Origin of the sequence: Colwellia sp. BRX10-1 (assembly GCF_014077545.1) — a bacterium.
GTDB lineage: Bacteria > Pseudomonadota > Gammaproteobacteria > Enterobacterales > Alteromonadaceae > Colwellia_A.
The window spans coordinates 63,912-88,497 of the sequence record NZ_JACGWC010000001.1; the positions used below are offsets into that span (position 1 = coordinate 63,912).

At 38.3% G+C, this 24,586-nt stretch carries 20 protein-coding genes; 12 read left to right on the forward strand and 8 right to left on the reverse strand.

All coding sequences use genetic code 11. The features are described 5' to 3' along the window. The first annotated feature begins 208 nt into the window (after positions 1 to 208). From H4J75_RS00285 to H4J75_RS00330, 10 genes are all read left to right on the forward strand, one after another. Entirely contained in the window at positions 209 to 808 is a 600-nt protein-coding gene (locus H4J75_RS00285; protein WP_070374591.1) for a TIGR04211 family SH3 domain-containing protein, read from the forward strand. A 67-nt stretch (positions 809 to 875) separates the two neighbouring features. After that, complete coding sequence (locus tag H4J75_RS00290) at positions 876 to 2,315, forward strand: capsule assembly Wzi family protein (RefSeq protein ID WP_182221048.1); 1,440 nt, start codon at positions 876 to 878, stop codon at positions 2,313 to 2,315. A 3-nt stretch (positions 2,316 to 2,318) separates the two neighbouring features. Beyond that, positions 2,319 to 3,386: a CDP-glycerol glycerophosphotransferase family protein gene (locus tag H4J75_RS00295; RefSeq protein ID WP_182221049.1), complete on the forward strand. Its 1,068-nt coding sequence runs from the start codon at positions 2,319 to 2,321 to the stop codon at positions 3,384 to 3,386. 2 nt (positions 3,387 to 3,388) lie between these two features. After that, positions 3,389 to 3,784: an adenylyltransferase/cytidyltransferase family protein gene (locus H4J75_RS00300; protein ID WP_070374594.1), complete on the forward strand. Its 396-nt coding sequence runs from the start codon at positions 3,389 to 3,391 to the stop codon at positions 3,782 to 3,784. Beyond that, positions 3,784 to 4,818: a CDP-glycerol glycerophosphotransferase family protein gene (locus H4J75_RS00305; RefSeq protein WP_182221050.1), complete on the forward strand. Its 1,035-nt coding sequence runs from the start codon at positions 3,784 to 3,786 to the stop codon at positions 4,816 to 4,818. Before H4J75_RS00300 ends, H4J75_RS00305 begins: the two co-directional genes overlap by 1 nt. Positions 4,819 to 5,148: 330 nt before the next feature. Next, on the forward strand, positions 5,149 to 6,714 hold the full coding sequence (leuA, locus tag H4J75_RS00310; RefSeq protein WP_182213553.1) for a 2-isopropylmalate synthase: 1,566 nt from the start codon (positions 5,149 to 5,151) through the stop codon (positions 6,712 to 6,714). A 40-nt stretch (positions 6,715 to 6,754) separates the two neighbouring features. Further along, positions 6,755 to 7,888, forward strand: a complete 1,134-nt coding sequence (gene leuB, locus H4J75_RS00315) for a 3-isopropylmalate dehydrogenase (RefSeq protein WP_182221051.1) — start codon at positions 6,755 to 6,757, stop codon at positions 7,886 to 7,888. A 3-nt stretch (positions 7,889 to 7,891) separates the two neighbouring features. Next, positions 7,892 to 9,325 (forward strand): 3-isopropylmalate dehydratase large subunit, encoded by a 1,434-nt coding sequence (gene leuC / locus H4J75_RS00320; protein ID WP_182221052.1) that lies wholly within the window; start codon positions 7,892 to 7,894, stop codon positions 9,323 to 9,325. Between the two features lie 2 nt (positions 9,326 to 9,327). After that, positions 9,328 to 9,924 (forward strand): 3-isopropylmalate dehydratase small subunit, encoded by a 597-nt coding sequence (leuD, locus tag H4J75_RS00325; protein ID WP_182221053.1) that lies wholly within the window; start codon positions 9,328 to 9,330, stop codon positions 9,922 to 9,924. Between the two features lie 180 nt (positions 9,925 to 10,104). Further along, the gene (locus H4J75_RS00330; RefSeq protein WP_182221054.1) at positions 10,105 to 11,337 is read left to right on the forward strand and encodes an HD-GYP domain-containing protein; all 1,233 of its coding nucleotides are present in this window, start codon (positions 10,105 to 10,107) and stop codon (positions 11,335 to 11,337) included. Positions 11,338 to 11,386: 49 nt separating this feature from the next. On the opposite strand, the gene H4J75_RS00335 is transcribed toward H4J75_RS00330, so the two are convergent. Next, positions 11,387 to 13,015, reverse strand: coding sequence for an AAA family ATPase (locus H4J75_RS00335; protein ID WP_182221055.1), 1,629 nt, complete (start codon positions 13,013 to 13,015; stop codon positions 11,387 to 11,389). A 147-nt stretch (positions 13,016 to 13,162) separates the two neighbouring features. Between H4J75_RS00335 and H4J75_RS00340 the strand changes: the two genes are divergently transcribed. Then, positions 13,163 to 14,443, forward strand: coding sequence for a multifunctional CCA addition/repair protein (locus H4J75_RS00340; RefSeq protein ID WP_182221056.1), 1,281 nt, complete (start codon positions 13,163 to 13,165; stop codon positions 14,441 to 14,443). 213 nt (positions 14,444 to 14,656) lie between these two features. On the opposite strand, the gene H4J75_RS00345 is transcribed toward H4J75_RS00340, so the two are convergent. The 7 genes from H4J75_RS00345 to ribE all read right to left on the reverse strand — a co-directional run bounded on the left by H4J75_RS00345 (position 14,657) and on the right by ribE (position 24,057). Then, positions 14,657 to 17,251 (reverse strand): TonB-dependent siderophore receptor, encoded by a 2,595-nt coding sequence (locus H4J75_RS00345; protein WP_182221057.1) that lies wholly within the window; start codon positions 17,249 to 17,251, stop codon positions 14,657 to 14,659. Positions 17,252 to 17,925: 674 nt separating this feature from the next. Then, complete coding sequence (fahA, locus tag H4J75_RS00350) at positions 17,926 to 19,239, reverse strand: fumarylacetoacetase (protein WP_182221235.1); 1,314 nt, start codon at positions 19,237 to 19,239, stop codon at positions 17,926 to 17,928. Positions 19,240 to 19,667: 428 nt separating this feature from the next. After that, the gene (locus tag H4J75_RS00355) at positions 19,668 to 21,512 is read right to left on the reverse strand and encodes a nitric oxide reductase activation protein NorD (protein ID WP_182221058.1); all 1,845 of its coding nucleotides are present in this window, start codon (positions 21,510 to 21,512) and stop codon (positions 19,668 to 19,670) included. 146 nt (positions 21,513 to 21,658) lie between these two features. Beyond that, positions 21,659 to 22,126 carry a phosphatidylglycerophosphatase A gene (locus tag H4J75_RS00360; RefSeq protein ID WP_182213539.1) on the reverse strand — a complete coding sequence of 156 codons (468 nt, stop codon included), beginning with the start codon at positions 22,124 to 22,126 and terminating at the stop codon, positions 21,659 to 21,661. A gap of 15 nt (positions 22,127 to 22,141) precedes the next feature. Next, the gene (thiL, locus tag H4J75_RS00365) at positions 22,142 to 23,119 is read right to left on the reverse strand and encodes a thiamine-phosphate kinase (protein WP_182221059.1); all 978 of its coding nucleotides are present in this window, start codon (positions 23,117 to 23,119) and stop codon (positions 22,142 to 22,144) included. Between the two features lie 44 nt (positions 23,120 to 23,163). Continuing rightward, entirely contained in the window at positions 23,164 to 23,580 is a 417-nt protein-coding gene (nusB, locus tag H4J75_RS00370; protein WP_070374606.1) for a transcription antitermination factor NusB, read from the reverse strand. A gap of 12 nt (positions 23,581 to 23,592) precedes the next feature. Next, positions 23,593 to 24,057 (reverse strand): 6,7-dimethyl-8-ribityllumazine synthase, encoded by a 465-nt coding sequence (gene ribE, locus H4J75_RS00375; protein ID WP_070374607.1) that lies wholly within the window; start codon positions 24,055 to 24,057, stop codon positions 23,593 to 23,595. 127 nt (positions 24,058 to 24,184) lie between these two features. On the opposite strand from ribE, the gene H4J75_RS00380 reads away from it, so the two are divergent. After that, positions 24,185 to 24,490, forward strand: coding sequence for a DUF6170 family protein (locus H4J75_RS00380; protein WP_182221060.1), 306 nt, complete (start codon positions 24,185 to 24,187; stop codon positions 24,488 to 24,490). Positions 24,491 to 24,586 lie beyond the last annotated feature (96 nt).

Below are 24,586 nucleotides of genomic sequence, written 5' to 3' on the forward strand. Positions count from 1 at the left end.
AAATTTAACTGACTGCTGATGCCCTAACAAACTTTTAGTAAAAACTATCATAATGAATTAGCTATGTAATATCTTGTTTACAAAATATTGAGAACACTTATTTATTTTATCAATAAAACCTTAATGTTCGTAAACTTAACTTGCTATCAATCCGCCAAACCCCTAGTATTTTGCTATGCATAATTTTATAAAGGTTAATGGTAGTTTCATGAAAATAATAAAAGCTTTATTGGTTGGTTTAGTTCTCAGTTCATCTTCCCCTCTTTTTGCAGAAGACAGCCCAACCAACCTTCCTTCTGGCTATATTTCAGACGATTTATTTATTTATATGCATTCAGGAGCGGGTAATAATTATCGAATTCTAGGCAGTATAAATTCAGGCACTGAAGTGAAAGTAACCGGTAAGAATGAAAATGATTACTCTGAAATCATTGATGATAAAAATAGAAATGTCTGGGTTGAAAGTAAGTATCTATCATTAAAACCTGGCTTACGTTTTGTTATTGCCGAGCTTAATGAAAAATTAGCCAATACCAGCAGCAATACTGACAGTATGTCAGAGGAACTTTCCCAAAGTAGAAATACTATTCAAAACCTTAGCAGTGAAAAAGCCCAACTTAACAATGAAATAAGCCAGCTTAATAAAACGCTTATAACGATACGAGCCAAGTTAAAAGACCAAGATACCAATATCAAAAAAGAATGGTTTTATAATGGCGCTATAGTGTTAGTTATTGGCTTACTTTTAGGTTTGATTCTGCCAAGATTAACTTCTCGTCGCAAAGGCTCAATGGATAATTGGAAGTAACCCCTATTATGTTAGAAAAACTCGCGTATAATCACCGCGATTTTTAGATTATATGATGGCTTTTTTTGTGCACAAAACTAAATACTTATTTTTTATCGCTTTATTTATATTATTTTATACAAAACAGGCTAATGCCGATGGTGTTAGCCCTTACTTACCGTTAAAAACTGATGCTCTTATTGAACTTGAAATCGCACGTCTAGCGACAATTTCTCGAATGCCAATGTTGAGTAAACCCTACCATATTGTCACGGTTGTTGATTATCTAAACAAAATTAAAGATTCTCATCCTGAGCTTTTTTATAGAATTTCTGCTTATATAAAACGTTATAAAAAGCAGAGTGCGATCACTCATTTATCAACTACGCTTTCAACATCTAACAATAAAAACTTCACCATAGCCAATAATCGTGGTATTGCCATGGACAGCAACGCCCAAGCAAGTGCCGCTGGATTTTATCAGTTCAATCAATATGCTATCGCAAATTTAGGGGGGACCATCGTCGATGGTAAGAATATTATTCCCCATAACAGCTACTTTTCATTGGGTTATGAATATGCTCAATTTGATATTGGCTACCGCGAACATTGGCTATCACCCTCACAAGAGAGTGCATCATTACTGTCTACTAACGCTGCTCCAACCTTTTCTATTACCATGAGTAATGTAAAACCTATTACCTCTTGGCATATTAAATACGAATTTTCATTAGGACAGTTAGAGGAAATGGCGGGTATAAAGTATAAGGGCTCTACATCATCAGGAAAGCCATTATTAATGACTATGCATATGAGTTTTCAACCCTTTAGCTGGTGGACGATAGGTGCTAATAGAACCTTTCAATTTGGTGGTGGCGAAAGAAGCACTGGCCTAAGTGATATTTTGAATGCAATTATTGACCCCGTTAACTCAGATAACTGTGGTTCAGGTGAAACTGGCTGTGCCAATACCGATGAAGAAGTGGGTAATCAAATTGCTTCGTTAACCAATAAATTTGACTTGTCTTACCAGGGGGTCCCTTTTAGCTTTTATATGGAATATGCCGGTGAGGATACCAAAAGGCACAATAACACTCAATTAGGTAACATAAGTCAAACCTACGGGTTATTCTTTCCATATATTAACAAGGACTTTTCATTGTATGCTGAGCATTCTAAATTTCACAAGTCATGGTATGTTCACAAAATTTACGGTGAAGGTTACCGTAATGATAAAGTTGTAATGGGTCATTGGTGGGGGAATACCAAAGAGTTGAGAGATGGCTTACCCGGAAATGCTTCGTTAATCCGACTAAACTGGGACTTTTCACCCAAGTATCATTTACAAACACTATTTCGAACCGCTACTATAGATTCTTCGACGCAAGATAAGTACTCTAGAGCCCAAGAGATAGAATTAAGTTTAAAACAAGTATATAAAAATGGATTTATTAATTATTCGTTAACAGCTGGTAGTGATATTTATGGAGAGTCTTTCTACCGTGCGACTTTGGGTTATAACTGGTAATTTATGAATGTTTTTTTTGATATTCAACATCTTTATTATTTACCTCAGTATTTGCCGGTAAAAAATGCACTTGAAAAAAATGGCGTAAATTGTCATTTTCTTTTATACAATCAAAAAGAACTACAGACTGTATTAATAAAGAGTGTTGAACAAGAAAAACTAAGTTATACCCTTGTTGAAGATTCTGATGAGGCGAGAGAACTTTATCTGCAAAAAAAGCCTCATTGGATTATTTTTGGAAATGCCTTCAATGGCTTAAAAAAAATTAACGCTTTTACAAAAACAGCACTGATGCAACATGGTATTGGTCCTAAATCATGCTATTACGATGTATCTAAATCAGATATAACTTACCGTTTTGTCGAAGGTCAGCATAGATTAAAGCGTTTACAGAACCTATTTCCCAATAAAGTATTTGTTGATACGGGTTATGCTAAGTTGGATCCTATTATTAAGAAAACTTCAGATTGCATCAATTTATCTGACTTAGGATTAGACCCTAAAAAGAAAACGATTCTTTATGCTCCCACTTTCTATCCCAGCAGTATAGAATGCTTACCTGATGATTTCCCCTCTTTGGTAGGCCAGTATAATTTAATTTTGAAACCTCACTTTTTTTCGCTGATAAAAAACAAATATAAAAAGCATCAAGCACTATTTAAACACTGGGACACTTATAATAATGTCTATGTTTCCTCCATTGAAGAAACATCTATTATTCCTTTTATGGGCGTTGCCGACTTGTTATTTAGTGATGCCTCATCAACACTCTTTGAGTTTACTGCACTAAATAAACCCGCTATCTGGTGTGACTTTTATAAGGTCCGTTGGTCTTATCGTGGGATTTTCAAATGGCGTTTAAACAAGCGATTAGATGATGATTTAAAATATTTTGCCAAAGTGGCCTGTCAAACAACAAACATAAAACAATTAATTCATGAAATTAGTAATCAACTTATGCATCCCGATTTGAAGGAAGCTGACCGTATAGCCATGACCGAGCTGCTTACGGGAACGGTTGATGGTAAATGCAGTGAACGAATTGCGAATTTTATAACTTCAGAGATTTAACTATGCGCGTAATTACTTTTGGTACATTTGATGTTTTTCATGTTGGCCATGTCAATATTTTAGAGCGTGCTCGTCTTCATGGCTCTCATTTAATTGTCGGTGTTTCATCAGATGAATTAAATATTTCAAAAAAAGGTCGAGCACCGATATATTGTGATGAAGATAGAAAGCATATTATCCGGTCTTTGAGATGCGTCGATGAAGTTTTTCTTGAAGAATCTTTAGAACTAAAAGCTGAATATATTAAATACTACAATGCCGATATATTAATTATGGGTGATGACTGGCAAGGTAAATTTGATCATTTAAAAGACCTTTGTCAGGTGATATATTTACCAAGGACACCTTCGGTTTCTACCACAGAAATTATCGAAATAGTTAAAACTAAGCGCAGTTAATGAACAAGAATCAACAATACCTTTTCTATATTTCACAAAATTATTCTTTTGAAATTTTGCGACCTTTACAGCGAGAAATACTAAGCCAAGGCAGCAAAGTTGCGTGGTTTGTGGCCGGTAGTGATGTTAATCTGAGTAATTTTGCTGGCGATGAAGTGGTGCTTAACAGTGTTGCTGATGTGATTAGTTTTAACCCTGTTGCTAGCTTTGTGCCGGGTAATATCATCCCACGATTTATTCCCGGTATTAAAGTACAAGTTTTCCATGGTTTAGAGTGGAAGAAAAAAGGTCACTTTGTTATTAGAGACTGCTTTGATCTCTATTGTACTCATGGGGCAGCGACCACCAATCGCTTTAATGAATTAGCTAACCAGCATAAGTTTTTCGATGTTAAAGAAACAGGCTGGCCAAAATTAGATAATTTATTTAATACCCCCGAAGAGCAATATTTTAGTAATAACCTGCCAACAATCCTCTTTGCGCCCACTTTTTCACCCGCGTTGACTTGCGCACCTTTTTTATATGAAGAAATTGCCGCTTTAGTGGATGATAAAAAATATAATTGGCTGATTAAGTTTCACCCAAAAATGGATAAAAAGTGGTTAGATCTTTATGATCAACTCACTTCAGAAAACCTGAAAATAATAACATCGTCGAATATAAATAGCTTATTGCAGTCGGCTGATATTATGGTATCGGATACTTCATCAGTTATTGGTGAGTTTGCTTTACTGGGTAAGCCGGTTATCGCGTTCAATAATAGCCAACCGGGTGATTACTTAATTAACATTACCGATGCCAAGGAATTACCCCAAGCATTAACTGTTGCATTATCGCCTTCAGAAACACTTATATTGGCGATAAATCGTTATGCCCAAGAGTTACATCCTTATAGTGATGGTAAGTCGTCATTTCGGATATTAGAGGCTGTAGAAGATATTAGATTCAATGGCAAACAGGCAATAAAAACACTACCGCGCAATATCATCAGAAACTTAAAGCAACGCAAAATTCTTAATTATTGGAAGTTTTGAACGCCTTATATTCATTAGCTCCACCATTATACTTTTTAAATATTAATAATTAATTGACATTATTTGAGTAAATACGCTATTAATAGATGACTGTTTGCTCTAGCGAGCTAAACTAACTTAATAAGACGACTTTAATGACAACAACAATTACCATAAAAAACATTATTCGCATTAACCTCCTCCTCACATTATCAATGCGCGGATAGGTTTTTTATTGTTGTAAATTAAAGATAAACATTAAAACCCGCGCATATTACCGCGGGTTTTTTTATACCCGTATTTTATGTAAGTAGCCAATACCCTAAGCACAATAAATATTAAGGAATAAACATGGACAGCAAGGTAATTATTTTCGACACCACCTTACGTGACGGAGAGCAGGCACTAAATGCAAGCCTTTCAGTGCATGAAAAGTTACAAATCGCGCTAGCCATTGAACGCTTAGGGGTAGATGTAATGGAAGTTGGCTTCCCTGTTTCTTCGCCAGGCGATTTTAAGTCAGTGCAACAAATTGCCCGCACCATTAAAAATTCCCGAGTTTGTGCTTTAGCTCGAGCTGTCGAAGGCGATATTCAAGCCTGTGCCGATGCGTTAAAAGTCGCTGACCAATTCCGTATTCATACGTTTATTTCAACGTCAGATGTTCATGTTCAACAAAAATTGAAGAAAGATTTTGCCGATGTTGAAGCAATGGCAATCCATGCAATTAAATTTGCCCGAAAATTTACTGATGATGTCGAGTTTTCTTGTGAAGATGCTGGCCGCACCCCTATCGACAATTTATGTCGCATGGTTGAAAACGCCATAAAAGCCGGTGCCACCACCATTAATATTCCTGATACGGTTGGTTATACCCTACCCAATGAATTTGGCGGCATTATTACGCAATTATTTAATCGTGTGCCTAATATTGACCAAGCGGTAATTTCGGTGCATTGCCATAACGATTTAGGTTTAGCCGTTGCCAACTCAATGACTGCCGTACAAGCAGGCGCTAGACAAATTGAATGTACCATTAATGGTATTGGTGAGCGCGCTGGTAATTGTTCATTAGAAGAAGTCGCGATGATCATGAAAACCCGGCATGACTTCTTAAATGTACACACCAATATTAATCATCAAGAAATTGCCCGCACTTCAAAGTTAGTCAGCCAATTATGTAATATGCCCGTGCAATTAAACAAAGCGATTGTTGGCGGTAACGCTTTTAGTCATTCGTCAGGTATACACCAAGACGGCATGTTAAAAGCCAGTAATACTTACGAAATTATGACCCCAGAAAGTGTCGGCATCAGTAAAACAAAATTAAACTTAACCTCACGTAGTGGTCGACACGTTATTAAGCACCGCATGGCAAGTTTAGGTTATACCGAAGCTGAGTTTGACTTAGAAGAGTTATACAGTGACTTTTTGGCGTTAGCCGATAAAAAAGGTCAAGTCTTTGATGATGATTTAGAAGCGTTGCACTTTAATATTCAACAACAAGGTGAAGAGCAAGAATTTTATCATTTAGAAACATTAAACGTGCAGTGTGGCGGCGGCGAGTTTTCTACGTCAAGTATTAAATTATTAGCCGGTAAAGAGAGCCATATTGTTTCTGAAACGGGTAATGGCCCGGTTGACTCATTATATAGAGCGATTAAAAAAGCGGTTGATATTGACTTTGAAGTCGCTGATTACAAAATATCAAATAAAGGTGAAGGTGAAGACGGTTTAGGTAAAGCTGATTTAGTGGTTACCTGGCAAGACAGAAAATTTCATGGCTACGGCTTAGCGACCGATGTTATCGACGCTTCAGCAAAAGCCTTGATACACGCACTGAATAGTATTCATCGCGCCATCACCATTAATGAAATAAAAAGCGAACTAAAAAACGACGTTCAAGCTTCATTATAATAAATTCAAACATATAAGATTGACTAAAGGTATAAAAGACATGTCGAACATAGCAATATTAGCCGGTGATGGCATCGGACCAGAAGTAATGGTTGAAGCTAAAAAAGTATTAAGTACCATCGCAACAATATTTGATATAAAAATATCGACACAAGATTACGCTATTGGTGGTGCTGCTATTGATAGCCACGGTCACGCCCTTCCCGATGAGACCATGAAAGGTTGTGAACAAGCCGATGCTATTTTATTTGGTTCGGTTGGCGGTCCAAAATGGGCTAACTTACCTCCTACACAGCAACCTGAACGTTGTGCATTATTAGGCTTGCGTAGCCGTTTTGATTTGTTTTGTAATATGCGCCCAGCGACCTTACAACCGGCTTTATCATCATTATCGACATTGCGCAGTGATATTTCACAGCAAGGCTTTGACGTACTGGTTATTCGCGAGTTAACCGGCGATATCTACTTTGGTGAGCCAAAAGGACGTCGTGGTGAAGGTGAAGAAGAAACCGGCTTTGACTCGATGTTTTATTCTCGTCGAGAAGTTAAACGTATTGCTCACTTGGCCTTTCAAGCAGCGCAAAAACGTAACAATAAGGTAACGTCTGTTGATAAGGCCAATGTTTTAGCGACCAGTCAATTATGGCGCCAAGTGGTTGAAGAAGTCGCGAGTGAATACCCCGACGTTGCCTTAGAGCATTTATATGTAGATAACGCCGCCATGCAACTTGTTCGCGATCCCAACCAATTTGACGTTTTATTATGCCCTAATTTATTTGGCGATATTCTTTCGGATATCTGCGCAATGATAACCGGCTCTATGGGGTTATTACCTTCTGCAAGTTTAAATAGCGAAGGTTTTGGTATGTATGAACCTGCCGGTGGCAGTGCGCCTGACATTGCCGGAAAAGGTATAGCTAACCCTATCGCGCAAATTTTATCAGCAGCATTAATGCTACGTTACAGCTTAAATGAAAGTGCAGCTGCACAAGCGATTGAAGATGCCGTAGCAAGCGCATTAGACAATGGCGTGCTAACCGCTGATTTACTGCCCGCAAACCAAAGACATCAGGCTAAAAACACCACTGAAGTTGGTGATTATATTTGCCAACAGATTATTGCGCGACAAAGTAGTGCACAAAATAGTGCTAATCAAAAAATAACAGAGGCATAACCGATGAGTCCTAAAAATTCTGCTACCACCTTATATGAAAAATTATGGCAACAGCATGTTGTTGAAGAAAAAGCGGGTGAAACACCTTTGCTTTATGTTGACCGTCATTTGATCCACGAAGTTACCTCACCACAAGCGTTTGCTAACTTAAAGTTTCATAACCGCCCTGTTCGTCATCCAGAGCGTACGATTGCCACGATGGATCACAACATTTCAACCCGTTCAATAGAAATTGATGCTGCGGGTGAAGGCGCAGCCAATCAATTAAGAACATTAGAAAAAAACTGTAAAGAGTTTGGTATTGAACTATTTGGTATGGGCCATAAAAATCAAGGTATTGTTCATGTCATTGGGCCAGAACTTGGCTTAACGTTACCGGGTACAACAATTGTCTGTGGTGATTCTCATACCGCAACCCATGGCGCATTTGGCGCATTAGCCTTTGGTATTGGTACTTCAGAAGTTGAACACGTTTTTGCCACGCAAACCTTACGCCAAACAAAAGCAAAAACCATGAAAATTGAAGTTAATGGTCAAGTAGGCGCTGGAATTAGCGCAAAAGATATTATTTTAGCGATTATTGGCAAAACAGGTAGTGCGGGTGCGACCGGTTATGTCGTTGAATATTGCGGTAGTGCTATCGAAGCACTGAGCATGGAAGAACGCATGACCGTTTGTAACATGAGCATTGAATTTGGCGCGAAAGCGGGCTTAATCGCTCCTGATAAAACCACCTTCGATTATCTAATAGGTAAAGAATATGCGCCAAAGGGCGACGTATGGCTTGAAGCGTTGAATGATTGGAAAACCTTCAAAACTGATGAAGGCGCTAAGTTTGACACGATATTAACCCTTAAAGCCGAAGAGATTAAAGCGCAAATTACCTGGGGAACCACACCAGGACAGGTTACTTCAGTCGATAGCGTAGTGCCATCGCCCGATGACTTTACCGAGCAAGTAGAAAAAGATTCTTGTGCGGCGGCCTTAACCTACATGGGCTTAACGGCGGGTACAAAAATTACAGATATTACTATTAACAAAGTCTTTATTGGTTCGTGTACAAATTCTCGTATCGAAGATTTACGCGCGGCCGCAGGTATTGTTGCAAGTTATCAAGCACAGGGAAAATCAGTATCAGCAAATGTTGATGCCATCGTTGTTCCCGGTTCATATCGCGTAAAAGCACAGGCAGAAGCTGAAGGTTTAGACAAAATCTTTAGTAATGCCGGCTTTGAATGGCGTTTACCCGGTTGTTCAATGTGTTTAGGCATGAACGATGATGTGCTAACAGAAGGTGACCGCTGTGCTTCAACCAGTAATCGTAACTTTGAAGGCCGACAAGGCCGTGGCAGCCGAACGCACTTAGTGAGCCCAGAGCTAGCTGCTGCTTCTGCAATTACCGGTCATTTTGTTGACTTGAATTCACAAGGAATATAATCATGGAAAAATTTACAACACATACGGGGTTAGTTGTTCCTTTAGATGCAGCAAACGTAGATACCGATCAGATAATCCCAAAACAGTTTTTACAAAAAACAGAGCGAATAGGCTTTGGACAGCATTTATTTCATGACTGGCGCTATTTAGACGTATCAGGGAAAGTAAACAACCCTGAATTCATTTTGAATAAACCTCAATACCAAGGTGCAAGCATTCTACTAACCCGTGAAAATTTTGGCTGTGGTTCAAGTCGAGAACATGCACCATGGGCATTAGAGGAATACGGTTTCAAAGCTATAATTTCACCAAGTTTTGCCGATATCTTTTATGGTAACTGTATTAATATTGGTTTACTGCCAATAAAACTTAGTGATGAAGAAATTGACACGTTATTTAAAATGAGCAGCCAAGAAAACCTCGAGTTAACCGTCGACTTAATCAATAACACAATCACTTGTGGCGAATTAAGTTTCACCTTTAGTTTAGATAAGTTTCATCAATATTGTTTAGAACAAGGCATCGACAGTGTTGGCTGGACATTAAACAAGCTAGACACGATAAAAGCTTTTGAAGCAAAAATGCCAAGCTGGCAATAAGTAAAGTTTTACGTCCCAAAGCCTCATCTGCTCTTTACCAATAAATTGTAGATGAAGCTTTATTTTTTCACCCTTTTCCCCTTTCACCCATCAATTGCACTAATGACTAAAATTAATCTAAAGTATTGTTTAGTAATAAGCTATTATCAATTATAGCTTTGTAACTAGCCGACCAACAATATGTCCAAAATAACAACGAGCGAAATCACCGAAATTATTTCTATCGATCAGCTCAAACCTGGTATGTATGTAAAGTCATTTTCCAGTAACAATCATCTTTCGATCAAATCTGAAGGTTATATTTCGTCTCTTGAAAGCATTACTCAATTACGTAACGCTGATATTGTTCAGCTCGTTATTGTCCCTGATAGAGAGAAGCAAACCGTTAATGTTGAAAAGGTTTTTGCTGACATTAAAACCAGGCAACTTATTGAACTAAAAAATAATTCGCTGGAAAAGTTAGCTATATCATTTGACAGCGAAATGAAAAAAGCCAACGACTTGTATAAAAACGCAAAATTACTGCAAGAAAAAATCCTTTCGCAAATTAGACAAAAAAAATCAATTAATATTGCCGAGGTTGAAGAATCAGCTAACGCTATGGTTGACTCTATTTTTCGAAATCAAGATGCCCTAACCTGTATGTCCCGTTTTCAAATTAAAGACTCTTATCTTATTGAACACTCACTCAATGTTTCAATTTTGATGGCTGTTTTTGCTAAACATTTAGGCTTTGACAAACGTTTGATCCAAGAAATAGCGCTGGGTGCCTTTTTGCATGATATTGGTAAAGTATTATTACCTAGCGATATTTTAAATAAACAAGGTACGTTAACCGCTAAAGAGCAAAGTATTATTCGCAGTCACGTTGCGCTTGGCTTAAAGATATTAGAAGACAGTCCTAGCATTTCTCATGTCGCGATGACTATGATACAAGAGCATCATGAACGTTTAGATGGTTCGGGTTATCCTAATAACCTTAAGCGAGATGACATATCAAAATATGGCAAGATGCTTGCTATCATTGACAGCTACGACGCCATGACTTGTGATCGCCCATATAGAAAGAGTGTTCACCCTATTAATGCTTTTAAGAAACTTATTGCTGAATCCCCCGAATGTTATGACGAAGAATTAGTTGAAAGCTTCATTCAGTGTATGGGCGTTTATCCCGTCGGTACCTTAGTCAAACTTAACAGTGGTAAATTAGGGCTAATTAGCCGCTTAAATAAACAAAAACCCTTACACCCATACGTACGCGTTTTTTATAATATACGCCTCAATCAAGCGATACCGATTAAAGAAGTTAACTTGAGTGAATCAAAATACAAAGATCAAATTGACTGCTGTATTCGACCTGAAGAATTTAACCTTAATTTATTAGGTTTTTTCAAAACCGCCTTTATCGACTAACGTTTAGCGCTTGCAGATAAACATTAGTCAGACCACTTAAAACAAGAGATTACCAAGAAGAAAGCGCCGGTAAACTAAACTGCTGACCTTTAAACGTTAAAATAACTTTCTGACCATAAATATGATTTAATACTAATTTCTCAGAAATAGTGTCGCCTTCATAGCGATCTCTGCCATTAACTTTTACCCAACTTTCACCTTCACTGGTATAAATATGTTGTTGAAAATTTAATGAAGGTAACTCACTTTGCACCCAAGCAGGCATATCTGATAATGTCGGTGCATTAACCTCAGGTTCGACAGCTTGGTTTGCGCTATTTTTGAATTGAGGGTCTTGCTCGGTATCATCTATTGCGCTTTGAAAAAGCGCCAGTAAATCATCAGAAACACCGTCAACCGCCTTCACAGAAAGCTTTTCTTTAACCTTGCTTATCGCTTTATCTTCCGCTAATTTACTGTCTGCTAATGTAGACAGTTGCTCTGAAGAGTTCTTGTCCGGCATAAGCACGTTTGCGGTGTTATCGGCTGTTACGATACGCTGCTCAACAGCACGTTTTTTGTCACCATCGCTTTCTATTTCAAACACTTTAGAAGCATTGTCTGTTGTTAATGCAACTAAATTTTCATCTGGTGTTTTTTTATTGTTAGTCGCTAAACTTTCATTATCCGCAGCAATAAGCGCTGTAGCACTAGTGTCACTTATAAGGTTATTAACCGCAGGCTCAGTAATATTGAGCGCCGACGTTTCGTTAATATCTTCACCAAAGAATTGCCCTAGGAAATACGAGCTACTGACAATAACCGCTAACATTGTACATGCGGCTAGCGCCTTAACCGCTTTGTGTTGCCACCAATAGGTCGCTTGGTATTCATCGCCTAATGCTTCTTGTGCAGATAATAAAACAATTTTTTTAGTCACCAAAGCATTATTACTGCAATAGGCGTTGGTCAGTGAACGCTCACATAACAAATTAATTATCCGCGGTATACCTTGTGAAATACGATGAATTTCCGCCACTGCGGCACGTTCAAATAACATACGTTCACATTGTGCTACTGACAAGCGGTGTTGGATATAATGTCCTACTTCGCCCTTAGTTAACGGCAGCAAATGATAGCGAGCAGTAATGCGTTGTGCCAATTGTCGCAAGTCTCGGCGTTGCAACAATTGTTTTAATTCAGGCTGACCAATTAAAATGACCTGTAGTAATTTTTTAGTATCTGTTTCTAAGTTTGTTAATAAACGTAACTGCTCTAAAACTTCTGGCGCCAAATGCTGCGCCTCATCAATGATTAATAACGTATTAAGATTAGCTTGATGGTTTTTATTGAGTTTTTCATATATTTTATCGGTGAGTGTTTTTAACGTTGCCCCCGTCTTTCGGTAACGAATCTTTAGCTCGTCACAAATAGTAGCCAGTAGCTCTTGGCTTGATAATGTTGGATTAAGAATAAAAGCCGCTTGCGTATTTTCGGGTAACTGCTCCATTAAGCGCCGACTGATCGTGGTTTTTCCGGTGCCAACTTCACCCGTTAACAGTGCAAAGCCTCCTGTTTCACCCAAGCCATAACTTAAATGAGCCAAAGCCTCTTTATGGCGTTCACTCATAAATAAAAAGCGAGGATTAGGTGCGATTGAAAAAGGGCTTTCTTTTAAACCAAAATAACCTTTATACATAATAGATTTAAGTAATTTTTAAAGTCAATAAACTGTCATAGAAACTACCCTGTAGTCCATCATAAGTCAAAACTAGCAGGTAAATAATTTATATAAATATGCTAAGCTTTCTGAAAATATGTCAGCTTTCATAAATAAAGAGTAATAATGATCAACAATGACCTTTCAGTACTTAACCGCTATTTAGTCGGCGGTGCCGTTCGCGACAAACTTTTAGGACACAAGGTCTATGATCATGATTATGTTGTTGTTGGCGCAACGATTGAACAGATGCTGACATTAGGCTTTACGCAAGTCGGTAAAGACTTTCCGGTATTTCTGCATCCCAAGACTAAAGAAGAGTATGCCTTAGCAAGAACTGAACGTAAGCAAGGCCAAGGCTATACCGGTTTTATTTGCGATGCCAGTAGCGCTGTTACCCTTGAAGAAGATCTACTTCGCCGCGATCTCACTATTAATGCAATGGCGATGCCCTTTAACGATAGCGTTGATAACACCACTATTATTGATCCTTATAATGGCCAAGTTGATTTAAAAAACCGCATACTGCGACATGTTTCATTAGCTTTTGTTGAAGACCCACTTCGTGTTTTACGGGTAGCTCGATTTACTGCCCGTTATCATGATTATGGTTTTACCATTGCTAGCGAAACAGTAGAGTTGATGACTAAAATCAGTGAAAGCGGAGAATTAGCGACACTGTCAGGTGAACGTATTTGGCAAGAAATGCAGCGCAGTTTGACTGAAAATAATCCCGAAGTATTTTTTCAAGTGTTACGTGAATGTGGTGCATTAGCGAAAATATGGCCTGAACTTAATTCGCTATGGGGGATCCCTAATCCAGAAAAATGGCACCCAGAAATTTGCTCGGGTATTCATACCATGATGGTACTGCAACAAGCGGTTAAGCTTTCCCCTAAAACATCTGTACGGTTCGCGGCACTTTGTCATGACTTGGGTAAGTCTTTAACCTTAGAAGAAAATTGGCCCAGCCACCGGGGTCATGAAAACTCAGGTTTAGCATTAGTTGACAAAATATGTGAGCAATTAAAAGTGCCTAAAGATCACAAAATATTAGCGCGTAAAGTCTGTGAATTTCATTTACATTGCCATAAAGCATTTGAATTAAAAGCCAACACGCTAGTTAAGTTATTTAATAGTTTAGATGTATGGCGCAAGCCTGAAGAGTTTACTGATTTCTTGACTGCCTGTACGGCTGATTTTCGCGGTCGATTGTACAATGAGAACAAACCCTATCCGCAAGTAGATTACTTACGTAGTGCTTTTGAAGCGGCCTTAACGGTAACCGCTAAAGAGTTTATCGAACAAGGAATAAAAGGTGCAGATATTAAAGAAGCCATAAATAAAAAACGCATTGAACTTGTTCAGAGCTTTAAAGTAGATCATGTACAAGCTAACAATCTTTAACCTTTGGCTGGAAAATCAAAAAAAAACATTCAAGTACCAAGTAAATCTACTCAGCCCGCACGCTAATTTAGCTTCACTGTGAGCAGGTTATTATTCTCGACATAGTTAACTAACCTATTCAACTCCTCAATATTTTTATATAAAAAAGTCAGCTAAATTAGCTGACTTTTTTAAGTAAGACGATTAGTGTTCTAATCGCTATTTACAACTCAATTAAAAGCTATAGGTTGCTTTCACGTAGTAGAAGCCACCGTTAAAGCCAAATGGAGATGTTTCGTAGTACTTACCGCCCCATTGGTTATTAGGTGTGAAGCCATCAGGATGATTACGTGAAGCTTCTTCAAACTCTAACTCTTCAGCTTGTTGATCAAAGATGTTCTGTGCACCAGCTGCTATTGTAAATGAGTCATTAATAAAGTAACTCACTTCAGCATCAAAAGTAATTGCTGCATCAGCATCTTGAGCGGCTAGGTCATAATCTACGTGTACCGCATGGTATTCACCGAAGTAGTTACCACGAACGTACATACTGATATTATCCCAGCTTTGAGAAACAGTGAATGAACCTCTATGCTTTGGTAAACCTTCTTCTAAGCGTTTAACTTTAAAAGCACCTGTAATATCAGAACTACCCGTAACATCGGTTTCATTCCAGTTGTAAGCTAAGCTAAGTTTAGTATCACCTTCAAACAACTGCATACCGTAGTTTGCAACAATATCGACACCTTGTGTTGTAGTATCAAAATCGTTAGCAAAGAAACTTACTGTACCTACTGAACGAGGGTTAGCTACATTTAATGCTTCTAATTTAGCATAGTCAGCTTCTTCTAATTTTGTACGGTCAGATTGTGTAATACGGTCATCAACTTCAATATGATAGTAATCAGCCGTAAAGAAAAAATCTCCATTTTGATAAACAGCACCAAATGCATAGCTGCTTGACTGCTCTGGCTCTAATTCTTTACCACCAAATAATTTTGAAAATTCACTTGTTGGTGGTAATAACGCTGAATCGGTTAATTCACCATCTTCTAATGCGGTAGAAACGTTACTTACATTAGCTTGACCAACGGTAGGAGCTCTAAAACCAGTACTTACAGAACCACGTATTGATAACTCATCATTAATAGAATATTGAGCCGTTAATTTATAATTTAACGTATCACCAAATGATGAGAAGTCTTCATAACGTAAAGCTGCGCCAAGTAAAAGGTCGTCAGTAATGTATGCTTCAACATCTACGTATGCAGCAACACTGCGTCTAGAGAATACACCAGCTTGTGATGGTTGAAAACCAGGAAAACCGTGTGAGCCTAAGTTAAACCCTTGGTCGATTAATGGACCAGCAAGGAATGAGTATTGATCACCCGCGCCAATTTCAAATGTCTCTTCGCGCCATTCTAAACCACCCGCAACATTCATTGGTGAATCTAGACCAACTTCAACGCCCTTAGATAAATCTAAGTTAAACGTTTTTTCTAATTGTGTGTAATCACCTAAATCAAAATCACGTGGAGATTCAGGACCCATTGAAGAGTTAATGGTATTTACAATACTAAAGCTTGATTTATTACGACCAACAGAACCACTGATATCAAAGAAAACTTCGTCTAGCATTCCGCCGTTAATTTCACCTTCAACACCCATAGTTAATGATGTATCGACTACATTACCACCAAAGTTTGGCGTATAGCCGCCTGGGTATGTTTCGTTAACCGCAAAACAGTTTTTACCTAAAGCCGTACTATTGTCGGCAATAGACTGATAATCAGCTTGGTCTAAAACATTAGCGCCAATAGCTATGGTAGGACAAGTAATACCGTTATCTACGCCATCTAAATCGCCAACAAGTAGTGTGTTACCACCATCATTTGAATAAATGCTTGAACGGTTATGTGGATTTCTCCAGTAGAAGCCACCTTTTACATCACGTTCTGAATAGTTACCGAACATGTAGAATTTTTTATCATTGCCTAAATCAAGGCCAATATTACCAAAAAGTGTGGTGTCATCATTAACTTCTGGAGAACCCCAAACTTGAGCTTCTTCAGCGATGAATGAGTTACCTGCCGCTGCAATGGTCGCAGCATTGGCTACTTGAACACTGCGGCTTGTCGCATCAGCATTTTTATATTGAAAACTTAAGTTAACGAAACCATCTTTAGTTAATGGCATACCAACGTTACCTGCGTAGGTTGTTGTAGCGCCATCGCCTTCGTAATATTCACCGTGCTTAACAGAGAAACTACCGCCTTCTGCAGCATCTTTTAAGACAAAGTTCATTACACCAGCTATTGCATCTGAACCGTATTGTGCTGCTGCACCGTCACGAAGTACTTCAACTTGCTTTAACGCTATGCTTGGAATAACAGAAATATCTGGACCTTGTGCACCATCGTTAATGCCGCCACCTTGGAATGCAATAACTGAAGCGCGATGACGACGTTTACCATTTAATAACACCAATGTGCTATCTGAAGACAAACCACGTAAGTTTACCGGACGAACTAATGTCGCCGCATCACTAATTGGGTTAGCGTGTACGTTAAATGAAGGAACACTGCCGACAAGTTGATCAAGCATGTCACTTGAACCCATTTTCTCTAAATCTTCGCCACCAATAATATCAATTGGAACAGGAGAGTCAGCAACAGAACGAGGCGCTGAACGTGAGCCAACAACCGCTATTCTTTCTACATCTTTTACTTTTACTTTTGAGCTGTTTTCTTCTGCATATGCTGGCGCAGTACCTAGTGCAATACTTACCGCTAACGTTAACGTTGCTGTACGAAATAATTGAGTAGACATGTTACTTCCTTCATAGATTTATGTTTATATTTTTATATTTTTATGTTTTTTTAGACTAGGTAGTCAATAGGTGAAACTACCTAGACTTGCAGGTACTTTATAAAACAGCCTAAAAGTGTTTACAAGGGCGAAATTAATTGAAAATAGCGCGAAAATAGATGTTCTTCATTAAATAACGTTTAATTACGAAAAGAAGTCTAGTTATTGATAAAGAGGTTTTCTCTATAAGGACTATACAGGCTAGTGACTGTGGACTTATTAACCAGTAATTAATATCCGAATATTTTCGTAATCAAATAGATCCAAATAGACCTAAAAAAATTTTCTTATTCCAAATTGACATAAAAATAAATTATAAAAATATTGCACTATTTAGTGAAGTCACAGTCAAAGCACTAAAAATTAACACCAACTTCACAGTGCATACAATATACAAAGTAATTCATCGTCCTTTTTTAGCATTTCGTCGCTTATTTATGCACACTTATTGAATAATTTTGTATTCGCAGGGCTGATTTATAAAAAAGATAATCTAGATCAAAACAAAATTTAATGAGAAGTAGTGGGGGAATAAAATAGATTATTACTATTGAAATTTAGTGATAAAAAAAGCGCTGATCATAAACAACCAACGCTTTGCGATTAACTCAATGAGCAATTAGCTAATTTAGCCGTTAACTCGCTGGTAAAATTGTCGCTGATACGGCACCAAAACCAATGCGTACCGCACCTTCTTTTTGACACCAACCTTTCATTATGACGTTGTCACCATCTTCTAAGAAAGTACGTTTTTCACCATTAGGTAAAGTAATAGGATCGGCACCCGCATTTGAAAGCTCTAACATTGAACCGGCTTCTTCAGGCTTAGGTCCAGATTGCGTACCACTGCCAAACATATCACCCGCGCGAAGGTTACAACCATTAACGGTATGATGAGCGACCATTTGTGCCACTGTCCAGTATGAGTCTTTAAAGTTAGATTGTGACATTTCAACCGCTTCTTCACTTTTTTCACGCATATTTTGGGTTTCAAGCAAGGCTTGTAGCTGGATATCAAATGAACCGATCGCACGATTATTTTCTGACTCTAGGTATGGCATTGGTTGAGGATCTGTCTCAACACGTGTCCAAGCCGAGCGATAAGGTGCTAATGCTTCTGTCGTCACAATCCAAGGTGAGACTGTTGACGCAAAGTTCTTCGACAAAAATGGCCCTAAGGGTTGGTATTCCCAACCTTGAATATCACGCGCAGACCAATCGTTGAATAAACATAAACCAAAGACATGATCTTCGGCGTTATCGATAGAGATAGCATCGCCTAAGTCATTACCTTTACCAATGAATATGCCTACTTCTAATTCATAATCGAGACGCTTACAAGGGCCAAATGATGGTTCAGTTGCTGTCGGCGCTTTAGTTTGTCCAGAAGGACGCTTAAAATCTCGACCAGAAACATCAATAGAAGATGAACGACCGTGGTAACCAATAGGTACCCATTTATAGTTAGGTAATAATGGGTTGTCTGGACGGAACTTCAAACCCACTGACGTAGCATGGTGAATTGAGGTATAAAAATCAGTGTAATCACCAATATTACAAGGTAGTGCATATTCAACGTCAGCTTGAGCAATTAAACAAGCGGCCACTTTATCTTGTAAAGCTGAGCCTTCTTTCAAAGCATCAGAGAGTGCTAAACGTAAAGCGCTCCATGTCGCTTTACCCATCGCCATATAATCATTTAACTGTGGTGCATTACAGGCTTTTACGCCTGCTTGGGCTAGACCGTCAAAAACATTTGCGTTAGCCAAGGCAGCTAAGTCAATAACTTGATCACCAATTGCTACACCACCACGGAATGCTTCTTCGCTATTTGCACGTTTAAAAACCGCAAAAGGTAAGTTCTGAATAGGAAAGTCGGTATCTGCTTTATTCGCAGTGACAAGCCAACTAACTCGGGCTGAATTGTGGGTTTCGTTTAATAAATTCATAGTAGACATTGCTTGAAGAACTCCTGAAATTTATGGCTTACTTTGATAAAACGTCAAAATACGTTTTAAAATACAAGGTAAGTATAGAAGATAACGATATAAGATAGCGGCATTATACCAGCGAGAACAATAATTGGTATTAATGATAGCATTGAGTTATTTTTCTGAGGGTTAAGCTGTCAACAAATAGTTGCACTAAAGAGTTTACAGCCCATAATCTGATTAAAAAAGATATCTCGGTAAGTAAATCATCATCACGATACAAAATATAACAATACCCCAGAAGGCTTTGACAAAAAATCGTTGCCGCGCATTTTCACCGTCAGGATGATCTTTTGCTAACGGCATTCCACAATTTTGACAATTTTCCCTATTAATCTCATTTTTTGTTTGGCAATAAAGACAAGGTAACTGTTTCGCAGACATAATTAATGACTCGTTAATTGATGATAAAGTTGCGGCAAACGTATCGGTAATTGTGCTGGTCGTAAAATAACGGTGAAGCCATCACGACCAAATAAATAAGGTAAATACTCTTCTGCTTCTTGGTCAATGGTAATACAAAACGGTTTAATGCCTAACCTATTTGCTTCAGCAATCGCTTGGTGAGTATCCTCGATACCAAAACGCCCTTCATAATGATCTATATCATTAGGTTTTCCATCGGTTAAAATCAGTAGCAATTTTTGCGTACTACGCTGCTCTTGTAAAACCTTGGTTGCTTGGCGAATAGCCGCTCCCATTCGTGTATAAAAACCGGGGCGAATAGATTGAACGCGGCCACGAATTTCATCATTGTATGGTTCATTAAAGTTTTTTAGCATAGTAAGCCGAACATTTGAACGTCTTACTGAAGAGAAACCATACATAGCAAAGTTATCACCAACACTATTTAACGCCTCACCAAATAACAGCATACTATCGCGAACCACGTCAATAACACGGTTATCATCATCTAAATAAGCATCAGTAGACATAGATAAATCAGCCAGTAATAAACTAGAAATGTCGCGATTGTTACCTCTAAAACTTTGGTAAAGTCCTTTTTCTTGAGTCGGCGCTATTTTACTTTCTACATAAAAGTCTAACCAAGCAGACAAATCAAGTTCTTCGCCTTGCGGTTGGGCTTTTAGCCAGTAACGTACACTGGTTAATTGTTCAAATTGAGCTTGAATAGCCTTTGCCGTTTTTTGAAGCTTAATAGGCAAAGATTGAGCTGTATAATTTTTTGGCAGCATTGGTTGTAGTAAACAACGGTCGGCTTCTAACTGCTGCGTTCTGTAATTCCATTCGGGTAAAGAAATGCCTTTCCCAAGCGGAATATCATCTTCGGACGCGGAAGGTAAATCTAAATCAATTTTTATATTGGCACTTTTTTGGTCTTGTTGTTGCGATAAAGTAATATTGTCGAGATCTTCTGCTGTACGTAATAAATCTTCTTCATCTTCATCGGTATCATCAGAGCCTCTATCTAGTTTTGAAAATTCGCTCCATGAAAAAAGGCTTTCTAAACGAAAAATCATCATGCCATCGTTACTTTCATCTGCTTGTTCGCGATCTGCTTTTTTACGGCTAATTTTATTTTTTGTTGATTGCTTACTTTCTTGAGCTTGGTTTTCGTCTTCAGTAATGTCTTGATAATCAGGCAAGAGTAATGGATCAACATGAGCTGAAGGATATAACCAAAGGAATACCGCTTTCGGCGCGTAATTAACCGTAGGAAATATTTTAACAGTGCCCGGTTCTAGAATCGCTTGGACAATCGCCTGCTCCATTATTTTTTCTTGCTCGGGTAGTTTTTTTAACGAGGGTCTGCTTACTAAAAAAGCTTGGGCTAATCGTTGATAACGGGGAGTTAATGCTGGAAATTTTGTTAAGACTTCAACAACGAGTTGCTGATTATCTATCGCCCAATGCTGAAAGCGTCCACTATGATGCGCAGCTAAAATAGCTAGCCAAATATAAAGGTCACGATTGAGTTCAGTCGTTGGAAATACCGCTAAACGTTCAGGTAAACGTAAACTCTCAGGGTCTTGCCACGCAAGACTGATTTGTTGATTTTCACCCGATACTTTTTGCAGAAAGGTGCGACGAACGAGATAATCTCTTGAACTCGCCGCCTCTATACGCTTAACAACGTCGCCACCTAAGGCACGAAAAACCATACCAACAGATTTACTGACCTCACTAAAGCACACGCTTGCTTGCTCATATTCGGTACTGGCTTTACGGGTAATATACTTATGCCAAATCCCACCAACCCATTCTTCCATTATCACTACCACATTAAAGTATGTCTTTAATTTATAGTAGCAAGTTGAAAAATAAATAGGCTGATATGTATCAAGTAACCCGTCATTTAATTAAGGTTTTAAAAAGAAGTGACCAGACACTAAAACTCGACGTTCTGTGCTATGGATTAAAAGATAAGGTGCATGCAAGCCAGTGCTGCTAAGCCCGCAAGAATATCATCAACCATAATACCTAGACCGCCATGTAAATTTTTATCTACATAGGAAATAGGCCAAGGTTTAAAAATATCAAAAATTCTAAATAAGATAAAACCAACAACAATACTTTGCCATGTCAAAGGAACAAGAAACATAGTGATTAAAAAACCAACAATTTCATCCCAGACAATTGCGCCATGATCAGGTACACCTGCATCTTCTGCCGCTTTTCCACAAATATAAATACCGGCAATGCTCATGATAATAACAATAGCTAAATAAGTACTGACTGAAGTAGGCGCTAACAGCAGGTACAAAGGAATTGCCGCAAGCGTGCCATAAGTACCTGGTGCTTTAGGTAATAAACCACTACCAAACCCTAAAGCAAGAAAATGGATGGGGTTAGTTATACGAAAGTTCTCGGTAGATTTACTCATTACATTTAACTTACATTATTTAGTAGAAGGAGTATCAGAGAAATGTTCATAGCTCTGAACCTTAATATTTACCGCTTTTTTATTTAATGTCGTGGTAATTTTTCCTGAACCATTCAATTGGCCAATACAGGTGATCTTATTGCCTGAGTTAGCTAAGGCTGTTTCCATGCCTACGCGGTTATCTTCAGTAACACTAAATAATAGCTCGTAATCATCGCCACCTTCTAAAGCTATATCGTACGCTGCGTCTATACCAACAGTATCACTTAATGCGGCAGAAAGCGGTAAAGCATCAAGAACAATATTAGCACCAACACCCGAAGCATTACAGATATGAGCTAGGTCTGCGACTAAACCATCAGATAAATCTATCGCAGAAGTCGCATATTTACGTAAAGCTTGTCCAGCCAAAACCCTTGCTTTTGGAAAGTCTAAGCGTTTTTGTATTTCTTGCTGATATTTAGCTGCTACTTTCACTTTACCTTGGATATGTTGTAAAGCGAGGTTCGCTGCACCTATCTCACCGGTAACATATAACCATTCTCCGGCTTTAGCACCTGAACGGGAAATATGTTGTCCAAAAGGAATTTGTCCTTGCGCTGTAATGGTTATACTCAATGGTCCTTGCGTCGTATCACCACCAATAAGCTGGACATTATAAAATTCACAAAGGTCAAAAACACCAAGGCAAAATTCATTGATCCAATTTTCATCAATATCAGGAAGCGTGAGTGCTAAAGAAACCCAACTAGGCTCTGCCCCCATAGCGGCAAGATCAGACAAATTAACAGCTATCGATTTATGACCAATAGCACGTGGCGATGTATTTAAAGGAAAATGAACACCTGCCACTAAGGTATCTGTCGTTACTGCAATGTGTTGGCGTTCACCCGGAGTAACCAGTGCACAATCGTCACCAATACCTAAATAAACGTCTTTGCGCTTCACTACCTGTTCAGTAAAATAACGTCGAATGACTTCAAATTCTTTCATACAACAACCAATCCTTTGCTTTGCTTTGAGAAAATGAACGCAAATTATTCTTCTGGACGAATCAGTTTAACGGCTTTATCAAGAACACCATTAACAAATTTATGACTATCGTCAGCAGCAAAAGATTTTGCTAATTCGATAGCTTCATTAATAACAACTCGGTATGGCACATCTTTACAATCTTTCAATTCATAAATGGCGACACGTAAAATAGCTTTTTCTACTGGGTCAACGTCGTTTAAAGGACGGTCAACATGTGGAGAAATAGCTTCATCGATAGAACCAACTGATTTGGTTACACCGTGGAGTAATTGTTGAAAATATGGAATATCAAAACGGCGAGCACTGTTATCAGTTAAAAAGTTAACTTCGATATCAGTTACTGAGTTTTGGCTAAGCTGCCATGAGTAAATAGCTTGAACAGCTAACTCACGAGCTTTCCTTCTAGGAGTTGGTTTCACAAAAATTCCCGCTTATATTTTATCTAAAACATTAACCATTTCTAAAGCACTTAAAGCCGCTTCTGCGCCTTTATTACCTGCTTTAAGTCCGGCACGATCTATTGCTTGCTCAACGGTATCGGTTGTAATGACACCAAAAGCAACAGGAATAGTGTATTCCATTGAAACTTGCGCTAAGCCTTTATTACATTCGCCCGCAACAAAATCAAAATGTGGAGTTCCGCCACGAATAACGGCGCCAATAGCTATAATGCCATCGAACTCGCCTTTACTTGCAATACGCTTAGCAGCAAGGGGTAATTCATATGCGCCAGGAACACGAACAATAGTAATGTCGTTATCTGCAACATTGCCATGGCGTTTAAGTGCATCAACTGCACCTTCTAATAAATTTTCAACTACAAAACTGTTAAAACGTGAAACAACGATGGCAAACTTTTTACCTGCTGCGTCAAAATTAGCTTCAATGATATTCATTTATATTTCACTCACAAAAAATTTGCCGCAATTCTACCAAACCCAGAGACAATTCGGTACTTGTTTGCTTAATTAAGTGTAAAAATACTGTAGAATACTGCTATTACTCACTAAAAATACGTTACCTATGGCTTTTATATTTTCAACAAATAAACTTCCCGAACTCGAAAGCTATACGCTTGGGCAAAGACAGCAGATTTTAACACTCGCTGCCGCTAAATTGACCGCACCAGAGAAGTTCGTATTAAATATTTTGAAGTTAATCATGTTGGTGCCACCTTTTATATTTATGGCACAATTAGATGGGCTGCTCTTTGTGGTATCTTTGTTTAGTTTTTTAGCCGTGTATTTTATTTTACTTCGGCCAGTATCGTTAATTTTTACCCGTAAATATCTCAGTGTTGCGATCAAGCAGTTTAATAAATTAGCTTAATCTTTAATTATCACATCGAAAAACTTGCGGTTTACATTAACACTCACTGCCTTTATTTTTTCTTATTATTTTTGCAAAGTGAGTGAAGCTTGAACG

Excerpts from the sequence above, each read along its gene's own strand:
- H4J75_RS00285 (WP_070374591.1), top strand. The coding sequence starts at position 209 with ATGAAAATAATAAAAGCTTTATTGGTTGGTTTAGTTCTCAGTTCATCT.
- H4J75_RS00295 (WP_182221049.1), top strand. The coding sequence starts at position 2,319 with ATGAATGTTTTTTTTGATATTCAACATCTTTATTATTTACCTCAGTAT.
- H4J75_RS00300 (WP_070374594.1), top strand. The coding sequence starts at position 3,389 with ATGCGCGTAATTACTTTTGGTACATTTGATGTTTTTCATGTTGGCCAT.
- H4J75_RS00305 (WP_182221050.1), top strand. The coding sequence starts at position 3,784 with ATGAACAAGAATCAACAATACCTTTTCTATATTTCACAAAATTATTCT.
- leuA (WP_182213553.1), top strand. The coding sequence starts at position 5,149 with ATGGACAGCAAGGTAATTATTTTCGACACCACCTTACGTGACGGAGAG.
- leuB (WP_182221051.1), top strand. The coding sequence starts at position 6,755 with ATGTCGAACATAGCAATATTAGCCGGTGATGGCATCGGACCAGAAGTA.
- leuC (WP_182221052.1), top strand. The coding sequence starts at position 7,892 with ATGAGTCCTAAAAATTCTGCTACCACCTTATATGAAAAATTATGGCAA.
- leuD (WP_182221053.1), top strand. The coding sequence starts at position 9,328 with ATGGAAAAATTTACAACACATACGGGGTTAGTTGTTCCTTTAGATGCA.
- H4J75_RS00330 (WP_182221054.1), top strand. The coding sequence starts at position 10,105 with ATGTCCAAAATAACAACGAGCGAAATCACCGAAATTATTTCTATCGAT.
- H4J75_RS00335 (WP_182221055.1), bottom strand. The coding sequence starts at position 13,015 with ATGTATAAAGGTTATTTTGGTTTAAAAGAAAGCCCTTTTTCAATCGCA.
- H4J75_RS00340 (WP_182221056.1), top strand. The coding sequence starts at position 13,163 with ATGATCAACAATGACCTTTCAGTACTTAACCGCTATTTAGTCGGCGGT.
- H4J75_RS00345 (WP_182221057.1), bottom strand. The coding sequence starts at position 17,251 with ATGTCTACTCAATTATTTCGTACAGCAACGTTAACGTTAGCGGTAAGT.
- fahA (WP_182221235.1), bottom strand. The coding sequence starts at position 19,239 with ATGAATTTATTAAACGAAACCCACAATTCAGCCCGAGTTAGTTGGCTT.
- H4J75_RS00355 (WP_182221058.1), bottom strand. The coding sequence starts at position 21,512 with ATGGAAGAATGGGTTGGTGGGATTTGGCATAAGTATATTACCCGTAAA.
- H4J75_RS00360 (WP_182213539.1), bottom strand. The coding sequence starts at position 22,126 with ATGAGTAAATCTACCGAGAACTTTCGTATAACTAACCCCATCCATTTT.
- thiL (WP_182221059.1), bottom strand. The coding sequence starts at position 23,119 with ATGAAAGAATTTGAAGTCATTCGACGTTATTTTACTGAACAGGTAGTG.
- ribE (WP_070374607.1), bottom strand. The coding sequence starts at position 24,057 with ATGAATATCATTGAAGCTAATTTTGACGCAGCAGGTAAAAAGTTTGCC.
- H4J75_RS00380 (WP_182221060.1), top strand. The coding sequence starts at position 24,185 with ATGGCTTTTATATTTTCAACAAATAAACTTCCCGAACTCGAAAGCTAT.